The following is a 15,448-nucleotide window of genomic DNA, read 5'->3' as shown; positions in this document are numbered from 1 at the left end:
GCTCAGGGCTGCGTCTGCAGTCCGACCTTGACGGGATGTGCAGCGCGCTTCGCAAAGTCCGCCACGTAAGCCTGCCATTGCGCGGCGGTCTTGATCTCGCCCGCGCCACTCCAGGCACCGCCGGCGTAATAGCGCAGCGGCTCGCCCGATTTCACCTGCGCGAGCACGAGGTTGTTCAGCGCATCGTCGGTGAAGTCCTGCGCGCCCGGCAGGATCACGACGGTGCCGAACGCGCCCTTGCTGCGCTGCTCGATCCATTGCAGCAGCGTGCCGGTGGACTTGTCCCGTTTCACGTCGACGACGCCGTTCTCGCCCTTGTCGGTCGGCGTCTTGTTCAGGCCCACGGCCACCGTCAGCGTGGCCGGGCCCTGGAATTCGAACGTGCTGTCGATGCGGTCCAGCTGGTGGCCCGCGTCCACCGTGAAGCGCTTGACTTCGGTGACCGGCGTGCCGGCCGCGTCCCAGCTGGCGTAGCGCAGTTCGAAGATCGAGCGGATCGGGCCGTTGGCCAGCACCTTCCAGCCGGCATAGTTGGCCGACACATGCAGCGTCTTGCCATCCCACACGCCGGTGCCGCCGGCACCGCGCGACTTGCCGACGTTGTAGAAGTCCATGCCTTCGCCTTCGTCCTTGTGGTAATGGTCATGGCCCTTGTTGTACCAGCGGTCGACGATCGGGTAGGGCACGCGCTTGAACCACAGGTCCAGGCCGGACGTCTGCAGCACTTCCTTGCCGCTGCCGGCCGGCGCCGGCGCCATCAGCGCGGGGCCGTAGGTGCGGTGCGCCAGCTTGTCGTTCTCCCACGCGAAGTCGTCGAGGCGCTCCTGGATGTAGCGCGCCGACGTCTGTTGCGGGAACACCGGCGCGACCGCCTCGGTCTTTTCCACCGTGTACGTGGCGCTCTTCTCGCCGGTCTTGAAGCTGTGCTGGAAGATCAGGTCACCGTAGGCGGCGCCCACGTTCTGCGGGTCCTTCGCCTGCGGGGCCACGTTGGTGACCTGGAACGGCACCGCCTTCCCGCTCGCGTCCTTCACCGCGATACGCTGGATCAGTGCGCCGGGCAGCGCGGCGTTGACCTCTTTCCACGGAATCGTCACGGTCTCGGATGGGCGGGCGCTGTCCAGGTCATGCGACAGCGTCACGCGCAGGCCGGCCGCGCTGGCCGCGCTTGCCGCCAGCAGCAGTGCAGGGAGGGAGGCCAGGGTCGCCAGTCGGCGGGGGAAGAGCGTCATCGTCATCCTTTCATTGGTGTTCGCGGTAGTCGGTCTTGCCGCCATCCTTCGGCTGGTAGTGATAGGTGCGCAGCTTGTACTCGACGCTGACCTTCGGGTTCTTCAGCAGCTTGATCATCTCGGCGCCGGCCAGCAGCACCGGGCCATAGCCGTGCAGAGCGTGCACGCTGACCGGGCGGTTGTAGTAGTACACCTGGTCCGATGCCAGCGTGGTACCCACGCAGGTGCCTTCGACCTGGCCCTTGTCGTTGATCTTCGTCGTCACGCCGATCCAGCCGGCCTGTGCGACCGAGCCATAGACCGTCGGGCTGATCCAGCCCTGGTTGATCGCGTGGGCGATCACGTACGTGAACATGGCCGAGGCGGACGTTTCCAGGTACGAGTCGTTCCGGTCGACCATCTGGTGCCACAGGCCGGTGCCGGACTGCAGCTCCGAAATGCCCTTGATCGCGCCGCGCAGCTGGTTCAGTACCTTGTCGTAGCCGGGGTGGTCTTTCGGCAGTACGTCGAGCAGGTCGCTCATCGCCACCACCGCCCAGCCGTTGGCGCGCGCCCAGTAGAAGCGCGGCGAATTCGGCACGTGTTCATGCCAGCCGTGCGTGAACAGGTTCAGCTGCGGGTTGTACAGGCGCTCGGACATGCCCAGCACGTTGGCCACCGCCAGGTCGAAGTATTTGCGCTCGCCCGTCATGCGGCCCATCTCGGCCAGCGCCGGAATGGCCATGTACATGTCATCGCCCCACAGCGACACGGCTTGCGGGCGCTTGCGCGCCATCGTGCCGTCGGCCAGGCGGAACTGCTTGTTGGCCACCCAGTCGCTGCAGCTGTCGATCATCCACTTCAGGTCCGGGCCGATCTTCTTCGCCTTGGCGCGCATCAGCGCCGCGCACATCGAGCCGGTGTCGTCCAGCGAGCGGGGATCGATGAAGCGCGCGAAGCTGTTCTGGCGCTCCAGGTGGAACTTGGCTTCCTGGGCGCGGAAGTAGGGCAGCGTCTGGCCGAAGAAGTCGAAGTGGCGCTTCGTCATCGCCGTGAACTTGTCGTCGCCGGTGGCCTCGGCCGCGCTCATCAGGCCCGCGTGCACCACGCCCATTTCATAGACCTGGATGCCGTAATCGCCCGCCGCTTCGGCAATGGCCGCATCGGCCACGGGATTCCTGAAGTCGGTGATCGGCGCGCCGGTCTTCTTGTTGACCACCTTGGTCGGCGTCGCATGGTCCATGTACGCGCGGATGCGGTGCAGCTGTTCGGTGATCTCGGCCACCACCGGCATCTTGTACGGTACCGGATACGTGCCTTCGGAAACGTCCTTCAGGTTCTTGTTGTCCGGATTGCGGAAGGGGCCTTCGGCATGGGCGGTGCCCAGCAGCGTGCAGCAGGCCAGGGCGGCCAGCAGTTTGGTCGAGTTTTTCACCTTGTCTCCGTCAGGGTTGGCGTGGCTTATTGGTCAGGCCATTCTAGATTGGTCTGGCCAGTTAAGCAAGGTGGGCGACCACAACAACGGCCGAGCCCGTGTCTCGGTGCCTGGCACCGGGACACGAGCTCGACAGCAACCAGGAAAGTTCGGTTCGCGTAGTGCGTGCGCCTGACACGTTCGAGGGTATGAGCGCATGAGCCCGTGTCCGCGTGCCTGGCACCGAGACACGGGCCCGGCAGTAGGGAGTAGGGAGTAGGGAGTAGGGGATCAGCCGCGCGAGAACGTGCGGGTGACGCGCTCAAGGTGGGAGCGCATGGCGTGGCGGGCGCCGGCGGGGTCGTGGGCGGCGATGGCTTCGAGGATTTTCCGGTGGTCGGGCAGCGTCTGCAGCCGCAGTTCCTCGGTCTGGTAGTGCTCCTTCAGCTTGTGCCACAGCGAGCCGCGGTTGTTCCACAGGTATTCGACGACGCCGACCAGCGCCGTGTTGCCGGTAGCGCGGGCGATGGCCAGGTGGAAGTTGCGGTCCGCCAGTTCGTTGCTGGCGCGGTCCTCGTGATGGCGTTCCATCTGCTCGACGGCTTTCAGGATCGCGTCGACGGCGGCGCCGGTGGCGGCCTTGGCGGCGATGGCGGCGATTTCGGACTCGATCATGCGGCGCGCCGCCAGCACTTCGAACGGGCCGGGGCCGGTTTCCGGGACGTCCGCCGGCAACGGCTGTTCGCAGACGTAGACGCCGGAACCTCCGCGTACTTCGACGACGCCCCCCAGCTCCAGCGCGATCAGCGCTTCACGCAGCGAGGCGCGGCTGACCGAGAGCCGCGCGGCCAGTTCGCGTTCGGCCGGCAGGCGTTCGCCGGGGCCGATCCTGTCGTCCTGGATCATCTGCTGGACACGCTCGGCGACGACGCGGTATAGCCGCGGTTCTGCGGCAGGGGTTTCGCCGTTTGCGGAGTTCTTTCTCATGGATGGATGTCCTCTGTGGAACGCCGATTATAGTTGTGTTCCAGCCACTGCGGGCGGCAGCCCGCGGCAAATACGGGGGAGAGTGGAAACGATCACCATCTTGCGTGCGCCGCCCCCCTCGCGGGGTGGCCAGGCACGCTTCCCGGCAGGTGCTTCAGTGCGTCCGGTCGACCGCGAAACGGGCCAGCTGCAGCAGTGAATCCTTGTAGCGGCTTTCCGGCATGGTCGCCAGCGCGGCGGTGGCGCGGTCGGCCTGCACTTCGGCGGCGCGGCGCGTGTAATCGAGCGCGCCGCTGCTGGTGATGGCGGCCAGCACGGCGTCGAAATGCTGTTCGTCGCCGGTCTCGATGCAGGAGCGCACCAGCTGGCGCTGCTCTTCGGTGCCGTGTTCCATCAGGTAGATCAGCGGCAGCGTCGGCTTGCCTTCGCGCAGGTCGTCGCCGACGTTCTTGCCGATCTCGGCGGCGTCGCCCGCGTAATCGAGCACGTCGTCGATCAGCTGGAAGGCGGTGCCCAGCGAGCGGCCGTATTCGCCCGCGGCGGCGATCTGCGCGTCGTCCGCGCCGGCCACCAGCGCGCCCAGTTCGGCGGCCGCCTCGAACAGCTTGGCTGTCTTGGAGCGGATCACCGTCAGGTAGCTGTCCTCGGAAACGTCGGGGTCGTGCATGTTCAACAGTTGCAGCACTTCGCCTTCGGCGATCACGTTGGTGGCGTCCGACAGGATCCGCATCACGCGCATATTGTCGAGCGAAACCATCATCTGGAACGAACGCGAGTACAGGAAGTCGCCAACCAGCACCGAGGCGGCATTGCCGAACAGCGCATTGGCCGTGGCGCGGCCGCGGCGCAGCGACGATTCGTCGACCACGTCGTCGTGCAGCAGTGTGGCGGTATGGATGAACTCGACCACCGCCGCCAGTTCGTGGTGGGCGGCGCCTTCATATTTATACGCGTTTGCCACCAGCAGCACCAGTACCGGGCGGATCCGTTTCCCGCCGGCGCTGATGATGTATTCAGCGATCTGGTTGACCAGCGCCACCTCGGAATGCAGTCGCTGGCGGATCACGCCATTGACGGCGTCCATGTCGGCCGCGATGGTGCTGATGATGTGGTTCTGGCTGGTGGGTTGGGTGGACAAGGCGAGCCTGCTGCGGTCGGGTTTGAAGTGCCGCGATTATACGACATGCACGCTTGCCGTTGCCGACATACCACGAGCGTGGGGGCTTTGTGAATTAGTTTTTGACCTGTTTTTGCCTTGCATGTATAATCGTTGGTTCTCTGGCCTCCGCCCAGCCGTTGGAAGGTGCAACTGCATGGCGTCGAGGGAGGGATTTTCTTAACATTTGATGAGGTTTCAAATCATGTACGCGGTCATAAAAACCGGTGGCAAGCAATACAAAGTTGTCGCTGGCGAAAAACTCAAAGTAGAACAGATACCTGCTGACATTGGTTCCGAACTCACCATCGATCAAGTCCTCGCCGTTGGCGCGGGCGACAGCATCAAGTTTGGTGCTCCACTGGTTGAAGGTGCAACGGTTCTGGTGAAAGTGGTTTCCCAAGGTCGTCACGACAAGGTCAAGATCTTCAAGATGCGCCGTCGTAAGCACTACCAGAAGCACCAGGGCCATCGCCAGAACTACACCGAAATCCAAATCGTTTCGATCAACGGCTAATCGCTGTTATCTGAATTAGTCAATCAAGGAGCAATAAATGGCACACAAAAAAGGTGGCGGTACTACCCGCAACGGCCGCGATTCCGAATCAAAGCGCCTGGGCGTTAAGGTTTACGGCGGTCAAACGATCAACGCCGGCGGCATCATCATCCGCCAGCGTGGCACCCCTGTGCGCGCCGGCGAAGGCGTGGGCACCGGCAAGGACCACACCCTGTTCGCACTGGTCGACGGCGTGGTCAAGTTCGTGACCAAGGGCGCTGGCAGCAACAAGTTCGTCACCGTCGTACCGGCTGCTCAGTAATCCAGCCCATACGGTGATGTAAGGCGCAAGCCTTCTTATCGAAAGGCTCTGCCATCGGTGGAGCCTTTTTCATTTCCAGGTGCCTGATTCCGGGCGCTTAGTAAGGCGGTAATCATGAAGTTCATCGACGAAGCACGTATCGAAGTCATCGCTGGCGACGGCGGCAACGGCTGCGCCTCTTTCCGGCGCGAGAAATTCCGCCCGTTCGGAGGTCCCGATGGCGGCGACGGCGGCAAGGGCGGTTCCATCTGGGCCGTGGCCGACCGTAACATCAACACGCTCGTCGACTACCGCTATTCCAAGATGCACCGGGCGTCGAACGGCGAAGCGGGCCGCGGCTCGGACTGCTATGGCAAGGGCGCGGACGACATCATGCTGCGCATGCCGGTCGGCACGCTGATCATCGACAACGTGAGCGGCGAGATCCTCGCCGACATGACCGAACACGGCCAGGTCGAACTGCTCGCCAAGGGCGGCGAGGGCGGCTGGGGCAACATCCACTTCAAGACGTCGACCAACCGCGCGCCGCGCCAGAAGACGGAAGGCAAGGAAGGCGAACGCCGCGAACTGCGCCTGGAACTGAAGGTGCTGGCGGACGTGGGCCTGCTGGGCATGCCGAACGCCGGCAAGTCGACGTTCATTACGGCCGTGTCGAACGCGCGCCCGAAGATCGCCGACTACCCGTTCACCACGCTGCACCCTAATCTGGGCGTGGTACGCGTATCGCATGAAAAATCGTTCGTCATCGCCGACATTCCCGGCCTGATCGAAGGTGCCGCCGAAGGCGCCGGCCTGGGTCACCAGTTCCTGCGCCACCTGTCGCGTACCGGCCTGCTGCTGCACATCGTCGACCTGGCGCCGTTCGAGGCGACCGTGGACCCGGTGAAGGAAGCCAAGGCGCTCGTCAAGGAGCTGGAAAAGTACGACGAGGCGCTGGTCGACAAGCCGCGCTGGCTGGTGCTGAACAAGCTGGACGTGGTGCCGGAAGCGGAGCGCGCCAAGCGCGTGAAGGACTTCGTCAAGAAGTTCGGCTTCAAGGGCCCTGTCTTTGAAATCTCCGCGCTGTCGCGCGAAGGCACGCAGGAACTCGTAACGGCGATCTACCAGTACCTGGAAGAGAAGCGCCACGGCGAACAGCGCGCCGAGGAAACGCAGATGACGGAAGAAGCACGCGGCATCTCGTCGATCGATCCGGACGATCCCCGCTTCAAGGTTCTCGACTGAGAAGCAGGCTCGAACCAGACCGCTTGAACAAGAGGCCCGCAATGCGGGCCTTTTCCATATCTAGTTCGGTAAACCGCGCCGTTACCGGTTAAAATTCTCTTCACTGTTACCTGTACGATTTCGCCATCCGCCGATCGCCCAGTGTCAGCGGCAAAGCGGGGCGACAGGCCCGGCGACATGCAGTCCACTTCCAACAAGAGATTTGCCGCCCAATGAATTCGCGCACCACACCATCCGTCGTCCAGAAAGCCGGCCGCATCATCGTCAAGGTCGGATCGTCGCTCGTCACCAACGATGGCCGCGGCCTCGACCAGGCTGCCATCGCCCGTTGGGCCGCGCAGATCGCCGCCTTGCGCGCGCTGGGCAAGCAGGTCGTGCTGGTGAGCTCCGGCGCGATCGCCGAAGGCATGCTGCGCCTGGGCTTCGAGCACCGTCCCACCGACGTCCATGAACTGCAGGCATGCGCCGCGGTGGGCCAGATGGGCCTGGCGCAGATCTATGAAACGAGCTTCCGCGCGCACGGCATCGGCACCGCGCAGGTGCTGCTGACGCATGCCGACCTGGCCGACCGGGAACGCTACCTGAATGCGCGTTCCACCTTGACCACCCTGCTGTCGCTGGGCGTGGTGCCGATCATCAACGAGAACGACACCGTCGTCACCGATGAAATCAAGTTCGGCGACAACGACACGCTGGGCGCGCTGGTCGCCAACCTGATCGAGGCCGACGTGCTGATCATCCTGACCGACCAGCGCGGCCTGTTCTCGGCCGATCCGCGCAAGGACCCGGCGGCCTTCCTGATCACCAACGGCATCGCCGGCGATCCGCAGCTGGAAGCGATGGCGGGCGGTGCCGGGTCGAGCCTGGGCCGCGGCGGCATGCTGACGAAGATCCTGGCCGCCAGGCGCGCCGCCAAGTCCGGCGCGCACACCGTCATCGCCTTCGGCCGCGAAGAGGGCGTGCTGACGCGCCTGGCGTCCGGCGAAGCGATCGGCACCGAGCTGCAGGCCCAGACCGGCCACCTCACCGCGCGCAAGCAGTGGATGGCCGATCACCTGCACACGCTGGGCCAGGTCGTCATCGATGCCGGCGCCGTCGAAAAACTGTCGCGCGAAGGCAAGTCGCTGCTGCCGATCGGCGTGCTCGAAGTGCGCGGCGAATTCGGCCGCGGCGCCGTCATTACCTGCATCAGCGAAAAGGGCGTGCCGATCGCGCGCGGCATCACCAACTACACGAGCGGCGAAGCACGGCGCATCCTGCGCAAGCCGTCGGCCGAGATCGAAGCGGTACTCGGCTTCGTCGAAGGGCGCGAGCTGATTCATCGGGATAATCTGGTGCTGCTGTGATGAGGTAACAGTGGTGGAGTCCACGACTGTCTCACTCAGTTGTTGGCCGTGGAGCGGCAGGGGTCTGTCCCCGCCAGTTGTTGGCCTTGAACGTAGCTGTCAGCGTAGATCAAGGGGACTGACCCCGCTTTTTTTCAGGCGTTGCGACGATGCCGGCAAACACCGGGGTCAGTCCCCTAATTGCTTTGGCGGCGAACGCGGAAGTCCACACTTACCGGGGACAGACCCCTGCTACTCGACCGCCGCCGACTGCATCACACCACCGCCGGCGCCGCCGTCTTCTGCCGGTACTCGCACAAATCCACGATCATGCAGTTCCAGCACTGCGGCTTGCGCGCCACGCACGTGTAGCGTCCGTGCAGGATCAGCCAGTGGTGCGCATCCTGCAGGAATTCCTTCGGCACGAACTTCAGCAGCTTCTGTTCGACGATATCCACTGTCTTGCCAGGCGCGAGATTGGTGCGGTTCGATACGCGGAAGATGTGCGTGTCGACGGCGATCGTCGGTTCGCCGAACGCGGTGTTCAGTACCACGTTGGCGGTCTTGCGGCCCACGCCGGGCAGCGCCTCCAGCGCCTCGCGATCGCGCGGTACTTCACCGCCGTGCTGCTCGACGAGGATGCGGCACGTCGCCATCACGTTCTTCGCCTTGGTGTTGAACAGCCCGATGGTCTGGATGTATGGCACCAGCCCGTCGAGGCCGAGATCGAGGATTGCCTGCGGCGTGTTCGCCACCGGGTACAGCTTGCGGGTGGCCTTGTTGACGCCCACGTCGGTCGCCTGCGCCGACAGCAGCACGGCGATCAGCAGTTCGAACGGGGTGGTGTATTCGAGTTCGGTGGTGGGGTGCGGATTGGCTTCGCGCAGGCGGCGAAAGATTTCGTGGCGTTTGGCTGCGTTCATTGTTGAGGTTTGTTCTCCTGCGCAGCGGCGGCAGCCTTGGCTGCCTCGGCCTTCAGCCGCGCGCGTTCCATCGCGGCGGCGATGATTGCCCGCTTGCGTTCCTTCTCGGCCAGCTCGGCGGCATTTTCCGGCGCGAGATTCTCGACGGCGGCCATCTTGGCCTGGGCCTTGGCGGCCAGCCGCGCATCGTTCTCCTCGCGCTCGCGCTTCAGGCGGGCGATACGGAAATCGTGGCGTTCGCGGGCGGCATCGGCGTCCGGCTGCGACCAGGCATCCCAGCCGGTGGCTTCGGTCACCGGATACATCACGATGCAGTCGACCGGGCACGGCTTCACGCACAGGTCGCAGCCCGTGCACAGCTCGGGAATGATCGTGTGCATCTGCTTGGCCGCGCCCATGATCGCGTCCACCGGGCAGGCCTGGATGCACAGCGTGCAGCCGATGCACAGCGCCTCGTCGATGTAGGCCACCGCACGCGGCCGTTCCAGGCCGTTTTCGGGGTTGAGCGGAATGACCGGATGGCCGGTCACGGCGGACAGCCGCACGATACCTTCGGCGCCGCCGGGCGGGCACTGGTTGATGCGCGCCTCGCCCGCAGCGATCGCTTCCGCGTACGGGCGGCAGCCGGTATAACCGCACTTTGTGCACTGCGTTTGCGGCAAGGCGTCTTCGATACGGTCGGCGAGGGTGGCTGGTTCGGTCACGATGGGGGCAGGATGCGGCTAAAGGATGCGGCTAAAGACAGCAAAGACGCATTATCCTTCATTCGCGCGCGCTCGTGCAGCGGGCACGCCGTGCCGGCAGGCTGCGCTTGGCTTTGCCGCCGCCTTGTGGGAGCATGCATGGATGGAACATGCAAAGCCAACCCCCACCGAGACCGTCCGGGCATGAGTACGCGCCGCCCGGAGGCCCCCATGCCATGCGGTGCGCCGTATCGTGCAGAACATGGTCCACTGCACGGCTCACTGCACGGCATGCTGCGTGCCGCTTTGCAAGGAATACGGCGTGCCGCTTTGCGGCGTGTCCGGTCCTGCGTGCTCGGCGGTGTAGTTGCCGCCGTGTGGACGTCCGCCACGGCGCAGACGCCGCAAACGATCCGCTTCGCCGCCGAGGAATGGCCGCCGTTCGTCAGCGATGCGCTGCCCGACGATGGCCTGTCCGGCGCGATGCTGCGCGCGGTGCTCGACCGCCTCGGCTATACGGCACGGATCGATTATTTTCCCTGGAAGCGCACGATGGAACTGGGCCTGAAGGATGGCCGCTATGCGGGCTTCCTTGCCGTCTGGCGTACCCCCGAACGGGAAAAGCTGTGCCATTTTTCCAGCCCGGTCGGCTCCACGCTGACGGTACTGGCCTACCTGAAGGACAAGCCCGTGCGCGCCGGCCAGCTGACCGACCTGCGCGGCGTGCGCATCGGCACCGTTGGCGGTTTTTCCAACGGCGGCGAGTTCGATGCGCTGGTTCGCCAGGGCGGGCTCGGCGTGGAAGAGGGCGACAACGATGAAACCAACCTGCGCAAGCTGCTGGCGCGGCGCTATCCGGCCATGCTGATCGAGCGGCGCGTGCTGCGCCACCTGCTGACCACGCGGTTCACCGCGGAGGACCGCGGCCGTATCGCCGTCAACGAGCGCCTGTTCCGGGAGCGTACCGTGCATGTGTGCTTCAAGCGCACGCACGCCGGCCTGGTGCAGCAGCGGGCGTTCAACGACGCGGCGAAGGGCGTCGATTTCGGCCAGGTCGAGAAGGCGTACTGGCGCAGGATCGGTGAAGTAGGGGTGGCGGGCGACTGACCCCGGACGGGCCGGGCAAAAAAAAAGCCGCCCCGTGGGGCGGCCAGCCGTCGAGGAACCTGATCAGGCGTGCTGCTTGATGAACGACGTGATCTTCGGGCACACCAGCTCGCGCCAGCGGCGGCCGGAGAAGATGCCGTAGTGGCCGGCCTGCGGCACCACGAAGTCCTCCTGCATGTCGGCCGGGATGCCGCTGCACAGTTCATGCGCGGCCTGCGTCTGGCCGGCACCGGAAATGTCGTCCAGTTCGCCTTCCACGGTCAGCAGCGCCACGTTCTTGATGTCCTGCGGGCGCACCAGTTGGCCACCCACTTCCCACGTGCCGTTCGGCAGGCGGTGTTCCTGGAACACCGTCTTGATCGTGTCCAGGTAGTACTCGGCCGGCATGTCCAGCACGGCGTTGTATTCGTCGTAGAACTTGCGGTGGCCTTCCGCCGAATCGTCGTCGCCGCGCACCAGGTGCATGTAGAACTCGCGGTGCGATTGCGCGTGGCGGCCGGGGTTCATCGCGATGAAGCCGGCATGCTGCAGGAAGCCGGGGTAGACCTTGCGGCCGAAGCCCGGGTAGTTCGGCGGCACCGGATAGATCACGGTGTTCTCGAACCACGAGAACGGCTTCTCGATGGCCAGGTTGTTGACGGCCGTCGGCGATTTGCGCGGGTCGATCGGGCCGCCCATCATCGTCATCGTCTTCGGCAGCTTAGGGTCGTTATTGGACGCCATCAGCGAGATCGCGGCCAGTACCGGCACCGTCGGCTGGCAGACGGAAATCACGTGCACGTCCGGTCCCAGGTGGCGGATGAAATCCTGCACGTAATAGATGTAGTCGTCGAGGTGGAACGGGCCTTCGCTCAGTGGCACCATGCGCGCGTCGGTCCAGTCGGTGATGAACACGTCGTGTTCCGGCAGCAGGCCGCGCACGGTATCGCGCAGCAGCGTGGAATGGTGGCCGGACAGCGGCGCCACCAGCAGCACGGTCGGCTGCTTCAGTTCCTCGCGCGTGTCCTTGCGGAAGTGGATCAGGCGGCAGAATGGCTTGGTGACGGCGGCATGTTCGATGATCGACACGGGCTTGCCGTCGACGGTGGTGGTGTCGATGCCGAATGGCGGTTTTTCGTAATCCTTGCCCAGGCGGTACAGCAGTTCATAGCCGGCAGCGATCCGCTGCGCGAATGGCGTGTGTGCCAGGGGCGATACCGGGTTGCTGAACAGTTTCGAGGACGCTTCGGCCCACTGCATCAGTGGGTTCAGGAAGGTCCGTTGCATCTCGTGAAGTTGGTAAAGCATAGGTGTTCCCGGGTCATATGCGCTGCCTTAAATAAGTGCAGCGCGGAAATCATAAGCCCATTATAGGCCGTTTATTATTAACGTAAAGCATTTTCCAGGTACCGCAGGAAAGGGGACGAAAAGCAACAAAATGACAGTAAAAGCCTGTAGTTCCTACGATAATAGTGCCGTTGAAACAAAAAAAGCAGCGTTTCCGCTGCTTTTTTGTAGGACAGGTCCGAACCCTGGGTAAGACGACTGGCTTCAGTCGAAGACTGGCGATTCGACGCCCAGCACCTTGTGGAGTTTTGGCGACGTCGTGGTGTACTGCATGTGGATCTTCTTGTCCGGGAAGATATACGGCGCGGCGCCAAAGGCGGCCAGCGCGGCTTCGTGGAAGCCCGACAGGATCAGTTTTTTCTTGCCCGGATACGTGTTGATGTCGCCCACGGCGAAGATACCCGGCACATTCGTCTCGAATTTCTCGGTGGACACAACTTTCAGCTGCTTGCGCTCGATGTCCAGGCCCCACTCGGCGATCGGGCCCAGCTTCGGCGACAGGCCGTAGAACACCAGCAGCATGTCCAGCGGCACGCGGCGGGTCACGCCGTCGGCACCCGTCACGCGCAGTTCGGACAGCTTGTCATCCTTCGTCTCGATGCCGGACACCTGGCCGATGATCAGCTGCATTTCATAGTCTTCGCACAGCTGCTTCATCTTCGCCACGGAAGCGGGCGCGGCGCGGAAGTCCTCACGGCGGTGCAGCAGCACGACCGACTCGGCCTTGCCGACGAAGTTCAGCGCCCAGTCCAGCGCGGAATCGCCGCCGCCGCAGACGACGATGTTCTTGCCTTCGAACTGCGCGGGATCCTTGACGCGGTAGAACACCTGCGAACCTTCGAACGCTTCGATGCCTTCGGTCTTCATCGTGCGCGGCTGGAACGAACCGACGCCGGCGGCAATGAAGATGGTCTTCGTGATGAACTTGGTGCCCAGGCTGGTCTCGACGTCGAAGCGGCCGTCTTCGCGCTTCTGCACGACGGTCACTTCCTGGCCCAGGTGGAACGTGGGACCGAACGGCTCGATCTGCTTGAGCAGGCCGTCCGTCAGTTCCTGGCCGGTGCAGGAAGGAATCGCGGGGATATCGTAGATCGGCTTGTCCGGATACAGTTCGACGCACTGGCCGCCAACGGCCGCCAGCGAATCGATCACGTGGGCCTTGATTTCCAGCAGGCCGAGTTCGAAGACCTGGAACAGGCCGACGGGGCCGGCTCCGATGATGACGGCATCCGTTTCATGGAAACCACCTGGAGTGGTGCTGACGATATTCATGACGATTTCTATCCTGTGAATTCAAATGCGGCAGGCCGCGCGCAAGAGTGTGCCCGGGCGGGCACGTGGCGCGGGTACCGGGAGGCTGCCGTTAGCGCACCAGCAAATTGAGCTTGTCCTTGACGTCCTTGAACTGCTCGGCTTCCGGCAGGGCTGGCTTGGTCTTCGTGATCGAAGGCCAGTTGCGGGACAGGTCCGCGTTGAGCTTGATGTAATTCTGCTGGTCGGACGGCACATCTTCTTCCGCGAAAATGGCGTTGACCGGGCATTCGGCCACGCACACTGCGCAGTCGATGCATTCGTCGGGATCAATTGCCAGGAAATTCGGGCCTTCGCGGAAACAATCTACCGGGCAAACATCGACGCAGTCCGTATACCGGCAGGCGATGCAAGATTCGGTGACAACGTGGGTCATAGCAGTCCTATCAATGTTGGTGTGAAGCGGTCGATAACACAATCCAACTTCAGCAAAGCACTGTATTTTAGGGCAATTTCCCCTTTCTCACAATTCAGGCTTAGACACAATACATATAAGCAAATGCGGGGCGCGCCATTGGTGGCGCGCGCCCCGATGCATTGGAATGCCGGCCTGTGGATGCCGTCGTGCATGGCATCCGGCTGTTGCTGGCATACAATTCCTGGTTCTGATTCCAGGAGCAATGCATGACGCCCAGTACCATCGAAATCGCCGGCGCGGTCCTGTTCGCCGTCGCCATCCTGCACACCTTCACTGCCCAGTTCTTCGAGCGCCTGGCCGAGCGCTTTCCTGCCCACGCGGGAATCTGGCACCTGCTGGGCGAGGTCGAAGTCGTGTTCGGCTTCTGGGCCCTGGTGCTGGTGGCATTCATCGCCATTACCGGCGGGACGGGCGACGCGGTGGCCTATGTGGACAGCCGGAACTTCACCGAGCCGATGTTCGTGTTCGTGATCATGGTGATCGCCGCCACGCGGCCGATCCTGCAGACGACGAAATCGGCCGTGGCGCTGCTGGCCCGCGCCATGCCGCTGCCGGACGGCCTGATGACCTATTTCCTCGTGCTGGCCGGCGTGCCGCTGCTGGGCTCGTTCATCACGGAACCGGCCGCGATGACGCTGGCCGCGCTGATCCTGTCCGAACGCATTTTCGCCGCCGGCATTTCGGAACGGCTGAAGTACGCCACGCTGGGCGTCCTGTTCGTCAACGTGTCGATCGGCGGCACGCTGACGCCGTACGCCGCACCGCCCGTGCTGATGGTGGCGGCCAAATGGGGCTGGGACTTGCCGTTCATGCTGTCGCACATCGGCTGGAAGGCGGCGCTGGCGGTGCTGGTCAACGCGGCCGGCGTCACAGCGCTGTTCGCCCGCGAACTGGCAGCGCTGAAGCCCGCTGCCGGGCCACGGGAGGCCACGGTGCCGCTTCCGCTGGTCGTGGCGCACCTGGCGTTCCTGGCCGGCGTGGTGCTGTTCGCGCACCATCCGGCCGTGTTCATGGGGCTGTTCCTGTTCTTCCTCGGCGTGGTCCATGCGTATGAGCGCTTCCAGGACCGGCTGATCCTGCGCGAGGGCCTGCTGGTGGCGTTTTTCCTGGCCGGCCTGGTGGTGCTGGGCGGGCAGCAGCAGTGGTGGCTGCAGCCCGCGCTGATGAGCATGAGCAGCGACGCTGTGTTCTATGGCGCGACCGCGCTGACGGCGATCACCGACAACGCCGCGCTCACTTACCTGGGCTCGCTGGTGGAAGGCTTGAGCGACGAATTCAAGTATGCGCTGGTGACGGGCGCGGTGGCCGGCGGCGGCCTGACGGTAATCGCCAATGCACCGAACCCGGCCGGCATGTCGATCCTGAAGGAGCATTTCGCGCTGCAGACGGTGTCCGCGCTGCACCTGCTGCTGGCTGCGCTGGCGCCGACAGCGGTGGCGGTCGCCGCGTTCCGTCTGCTGTAGCATGCGGTGTCTGCTGGATTGCTGCCTGCCGAGTTGCTGCCGGCCGGGGTGCGTTGTGGCATGATGGCGCCTTTTTGCCCCA

15 protein-coding genes are annotated in these 15,448 nt (G+C 64.1%); 6 read left to right on the top strand and 9 right to left on the bottom strand.

Features of this window, described 5'->3' with window-relative positions; all coding sequences use genetic code 11:
* Positions 1–2 precede the first annotated feature (2 nt).
* The 4 genes from FHS02_RS21960 to ispB all read right to left on the bottom strand — a co-directional run bounded on the left by FHS02_RS21960 (position 3) and on the right by ispB (position 4,696).
* The gene (locus FHS02_RS21960) at positions 3–1,232 is read right to left on the bottom strand and encodes a BT3233 family polysaccharide utilization protein (protein WP_137316320.1); all 1,230 of its coding nucleotides are present in this window, start codon (positions 1,230–1,232) and stop codon (positions 3–5) included.
* 10 nt (positions 1,233–1,242) lie between these two features.
* Positions 1,243–2,646 (bottom strand): glycoside hydrolase family 88/105 protein, encoded by a 1,404-nt coding sequence (locus FHS02_RS21955; RefSeq protein ID WP_137316321.1) that lies wholly within the window; start codon positions 2,644–2,646, stop codon positions 1,243–1,245.
* 270 nt (positions 2,647–2,916) lie between these two features.
* The gene (locus FHS02_RS21950; RefSeq protein ID WP_137316322.1) at positions 2,917–3,612 is read right to left on the bottom strand and encodes a FadR/GntR family transcriptional regulator; all 696 of its coding nucleotides are present in this window, start codon (positions 3,610–3,612) and stop codon (positions 2,917–2,919) included.
* Between the two features lie 154 nt (positions 3,613–3,766).
* Positions 3,767–4,696 (bottom strand): octaprenyl diphosphate synthase, encoded by a 930-nt coding sequence (ispB, locus tag FHS02_RS21945; RefSeq protein ID WP_229422886.1) that lies wholly within the window; start codon positions 4,694–4,696, stop codon positions 3,767–3,769.
* 277 nt (positions 4,697–4,973) lie between these two features.
* Here ispB and rplU point away from each other — a divergent pair, with 277 nt between their 5' ends.
* From rplU to proB, 4 genes are all read left to right on the top strand, one after another.
* Positions 4,974–5,285, top strand: coding sequence for a 50S ribosomal protein L21 (rplU, locus tag FHS02_RS21940; RefSeq protein WP_130185982.1), 312 nt, complete (start codon positions 4,974–4,976; stop codon positions 5,283–5,285).
* A 37-nt stretch (positions 5,286–5,322) separates the two neighbouring features.
* Positions 5,323–5,586, top strand: a complete 264-nt coding sequence (gene rpmA, locus FHS02_RS21935; protein ID WP_130185981.1) for a 50S ribosomal protein L27 — start codon at positions 5,323–5,325, stop codon at positions 5,584–5,586.
* A 114-nt stretch (positions 5,587–5,700) separates the two neighbouring features.
* Positions 5,701–6,810 (top strand): GTPase ObgE, encoded by a 1,110-nt coding sequence (gene obgE / locus FHS02_RS21930; RefSeq protein ID WP_137316324.1) that lies wholly within the window; start codon positions 5,701–5,703, stop codon positions 6,808–6,810.
* Positions 6,811–7,022: 212 nt separating this feature from the next.
* A complete protein-coding gene (gene proB, locus FHS02_RS21925; RefSeq protein ID WP_137316325.1) occupies positions 7,023–8,156 on the top strand; it encodes a glutamate 5-kinase in 1,134 nt (377 codons plus the stop codon).
* Between the two features lie 254 nt (positions 8,157–8,410).
* Here the strand turns inward: proB and nth are convergent, their stop codons facing one another.
* Positions 8,411–9,058, bottom strand: a complete 648-nt coding sequence (gene nth, locus FHS02_RS21920; protein ID WP_137316326.1) for an endonuclease III — start codon at positions 9,056–9,058, stop codon at positions 8,411–8,413.
* Complete coding sequence (gene rsxB / locus FHS02_RS21915; RefSeq protein WP_137316327.1) at positions 9,055–9,762, bottom strand: electron transport complex subunit RsxB; 708 nt, start codon at positions 9,760–9,762, stop codon at positions 9,055–9,057. Before rsxB ends, nth begins: the two co-directional genes overlap by 4 nt.
* A gap of 330 nt (positions 9,763–10,092) precedes the next feature.
* On the opposite strand from rsxB, the gene FHS02_RS21910 reads away from it, so the two are divergent.
* Complete coding sequence (locus tag FHS02_RS21910; RefSeq protein WP_371870577.1) at positions 10,093–10,848, top strand: substrate-binding periplasmic protein; 756 nt, start codon at positions 10,093–10,095, stop codon at positions 10,846–10,848.
* A gap of 63 nt (positions 10,849–10,911) precedes the next feature.
* On the opposite strand, the gene FHS02_RS21905 is transcribed toward FHS02_RS21910, so the two are convergent.
* The 3 genes from FHS02_RS21905 to fdxA all read right to left on the bottom strand — a co-directional run bounded on the left by FHS02_RS21905 (position 10,912) and on the right by fdxA (position 13,861).
* The gene (locus tag FHS02_RS21905; RefSeq protein WP_137316329.1) at positions 10,912–12,135 is read right to left on the bottom strand and encodes a polyhydroxyalkanoate depolymerase; all 1,224 of its coding nucleotides are present in this window, start codon (positions 12,133–12,135) and stop codon (positions 10,912–10,914) included.
* 243 nt (positions 12,136–12,378) lie between these two features.
* The gene (locus FHS02_RS21900) at positions 12,379–13,446 is read right to left on the bottom strand and encodes an NAD(P)/FAD-dependent oxidoreductase (RefSeq protein WP_137316330.1); all 1,068 of its coding nucleotides are present in this window, start codon (positions 13,444–13,446) and stop codon (positions 12,379–12,381) included.
* 91 nt (positions 13,447–13,537) lie between these two features.
* Entirely contained in the window at positions 13,538–13,861 is a 324-nt protein-coding gene (fdxA, locus tag FHS02_RS21895; RefSeq protein ID WP_137316331.1) for a ferredoxin FdxA, read from the bottom strand.
* A gap of 248 nt (positions 13,862–14,109) precedes the next feature.
* On the opposite strand from fdxA, the gene FHS02_RS21890 reads away from it, so the two are divergent.
* Positions 14,110–15,366, top strand: coding sequence for a putative Na+/H+ antiporter (locus FHS02_RS21890; protein ID WP_137316332.1), 1,257 nt, complete (start codon positions 14,110–14,112; stop codon positions 15,364–15,366).
* The last annotated feature ends 82 nt before the right edge of the window (positions 15,367–15,448 follow it).

Source organism: Pseudoduganella umbonata, assembly GCF_014192225.1.
Lineage (GTDB): Bacteria > Pseudomonadota > Gammaproteobacteria > Burkholderiales > Burkholderiaceae_D > Rugamonas > Rugamonas umbonata.
The sequence above is the reverse complement of the archived record's forward strand: the minus strand, read 5'-3'. Positions and strand labels throughout refer to the sequence as shown.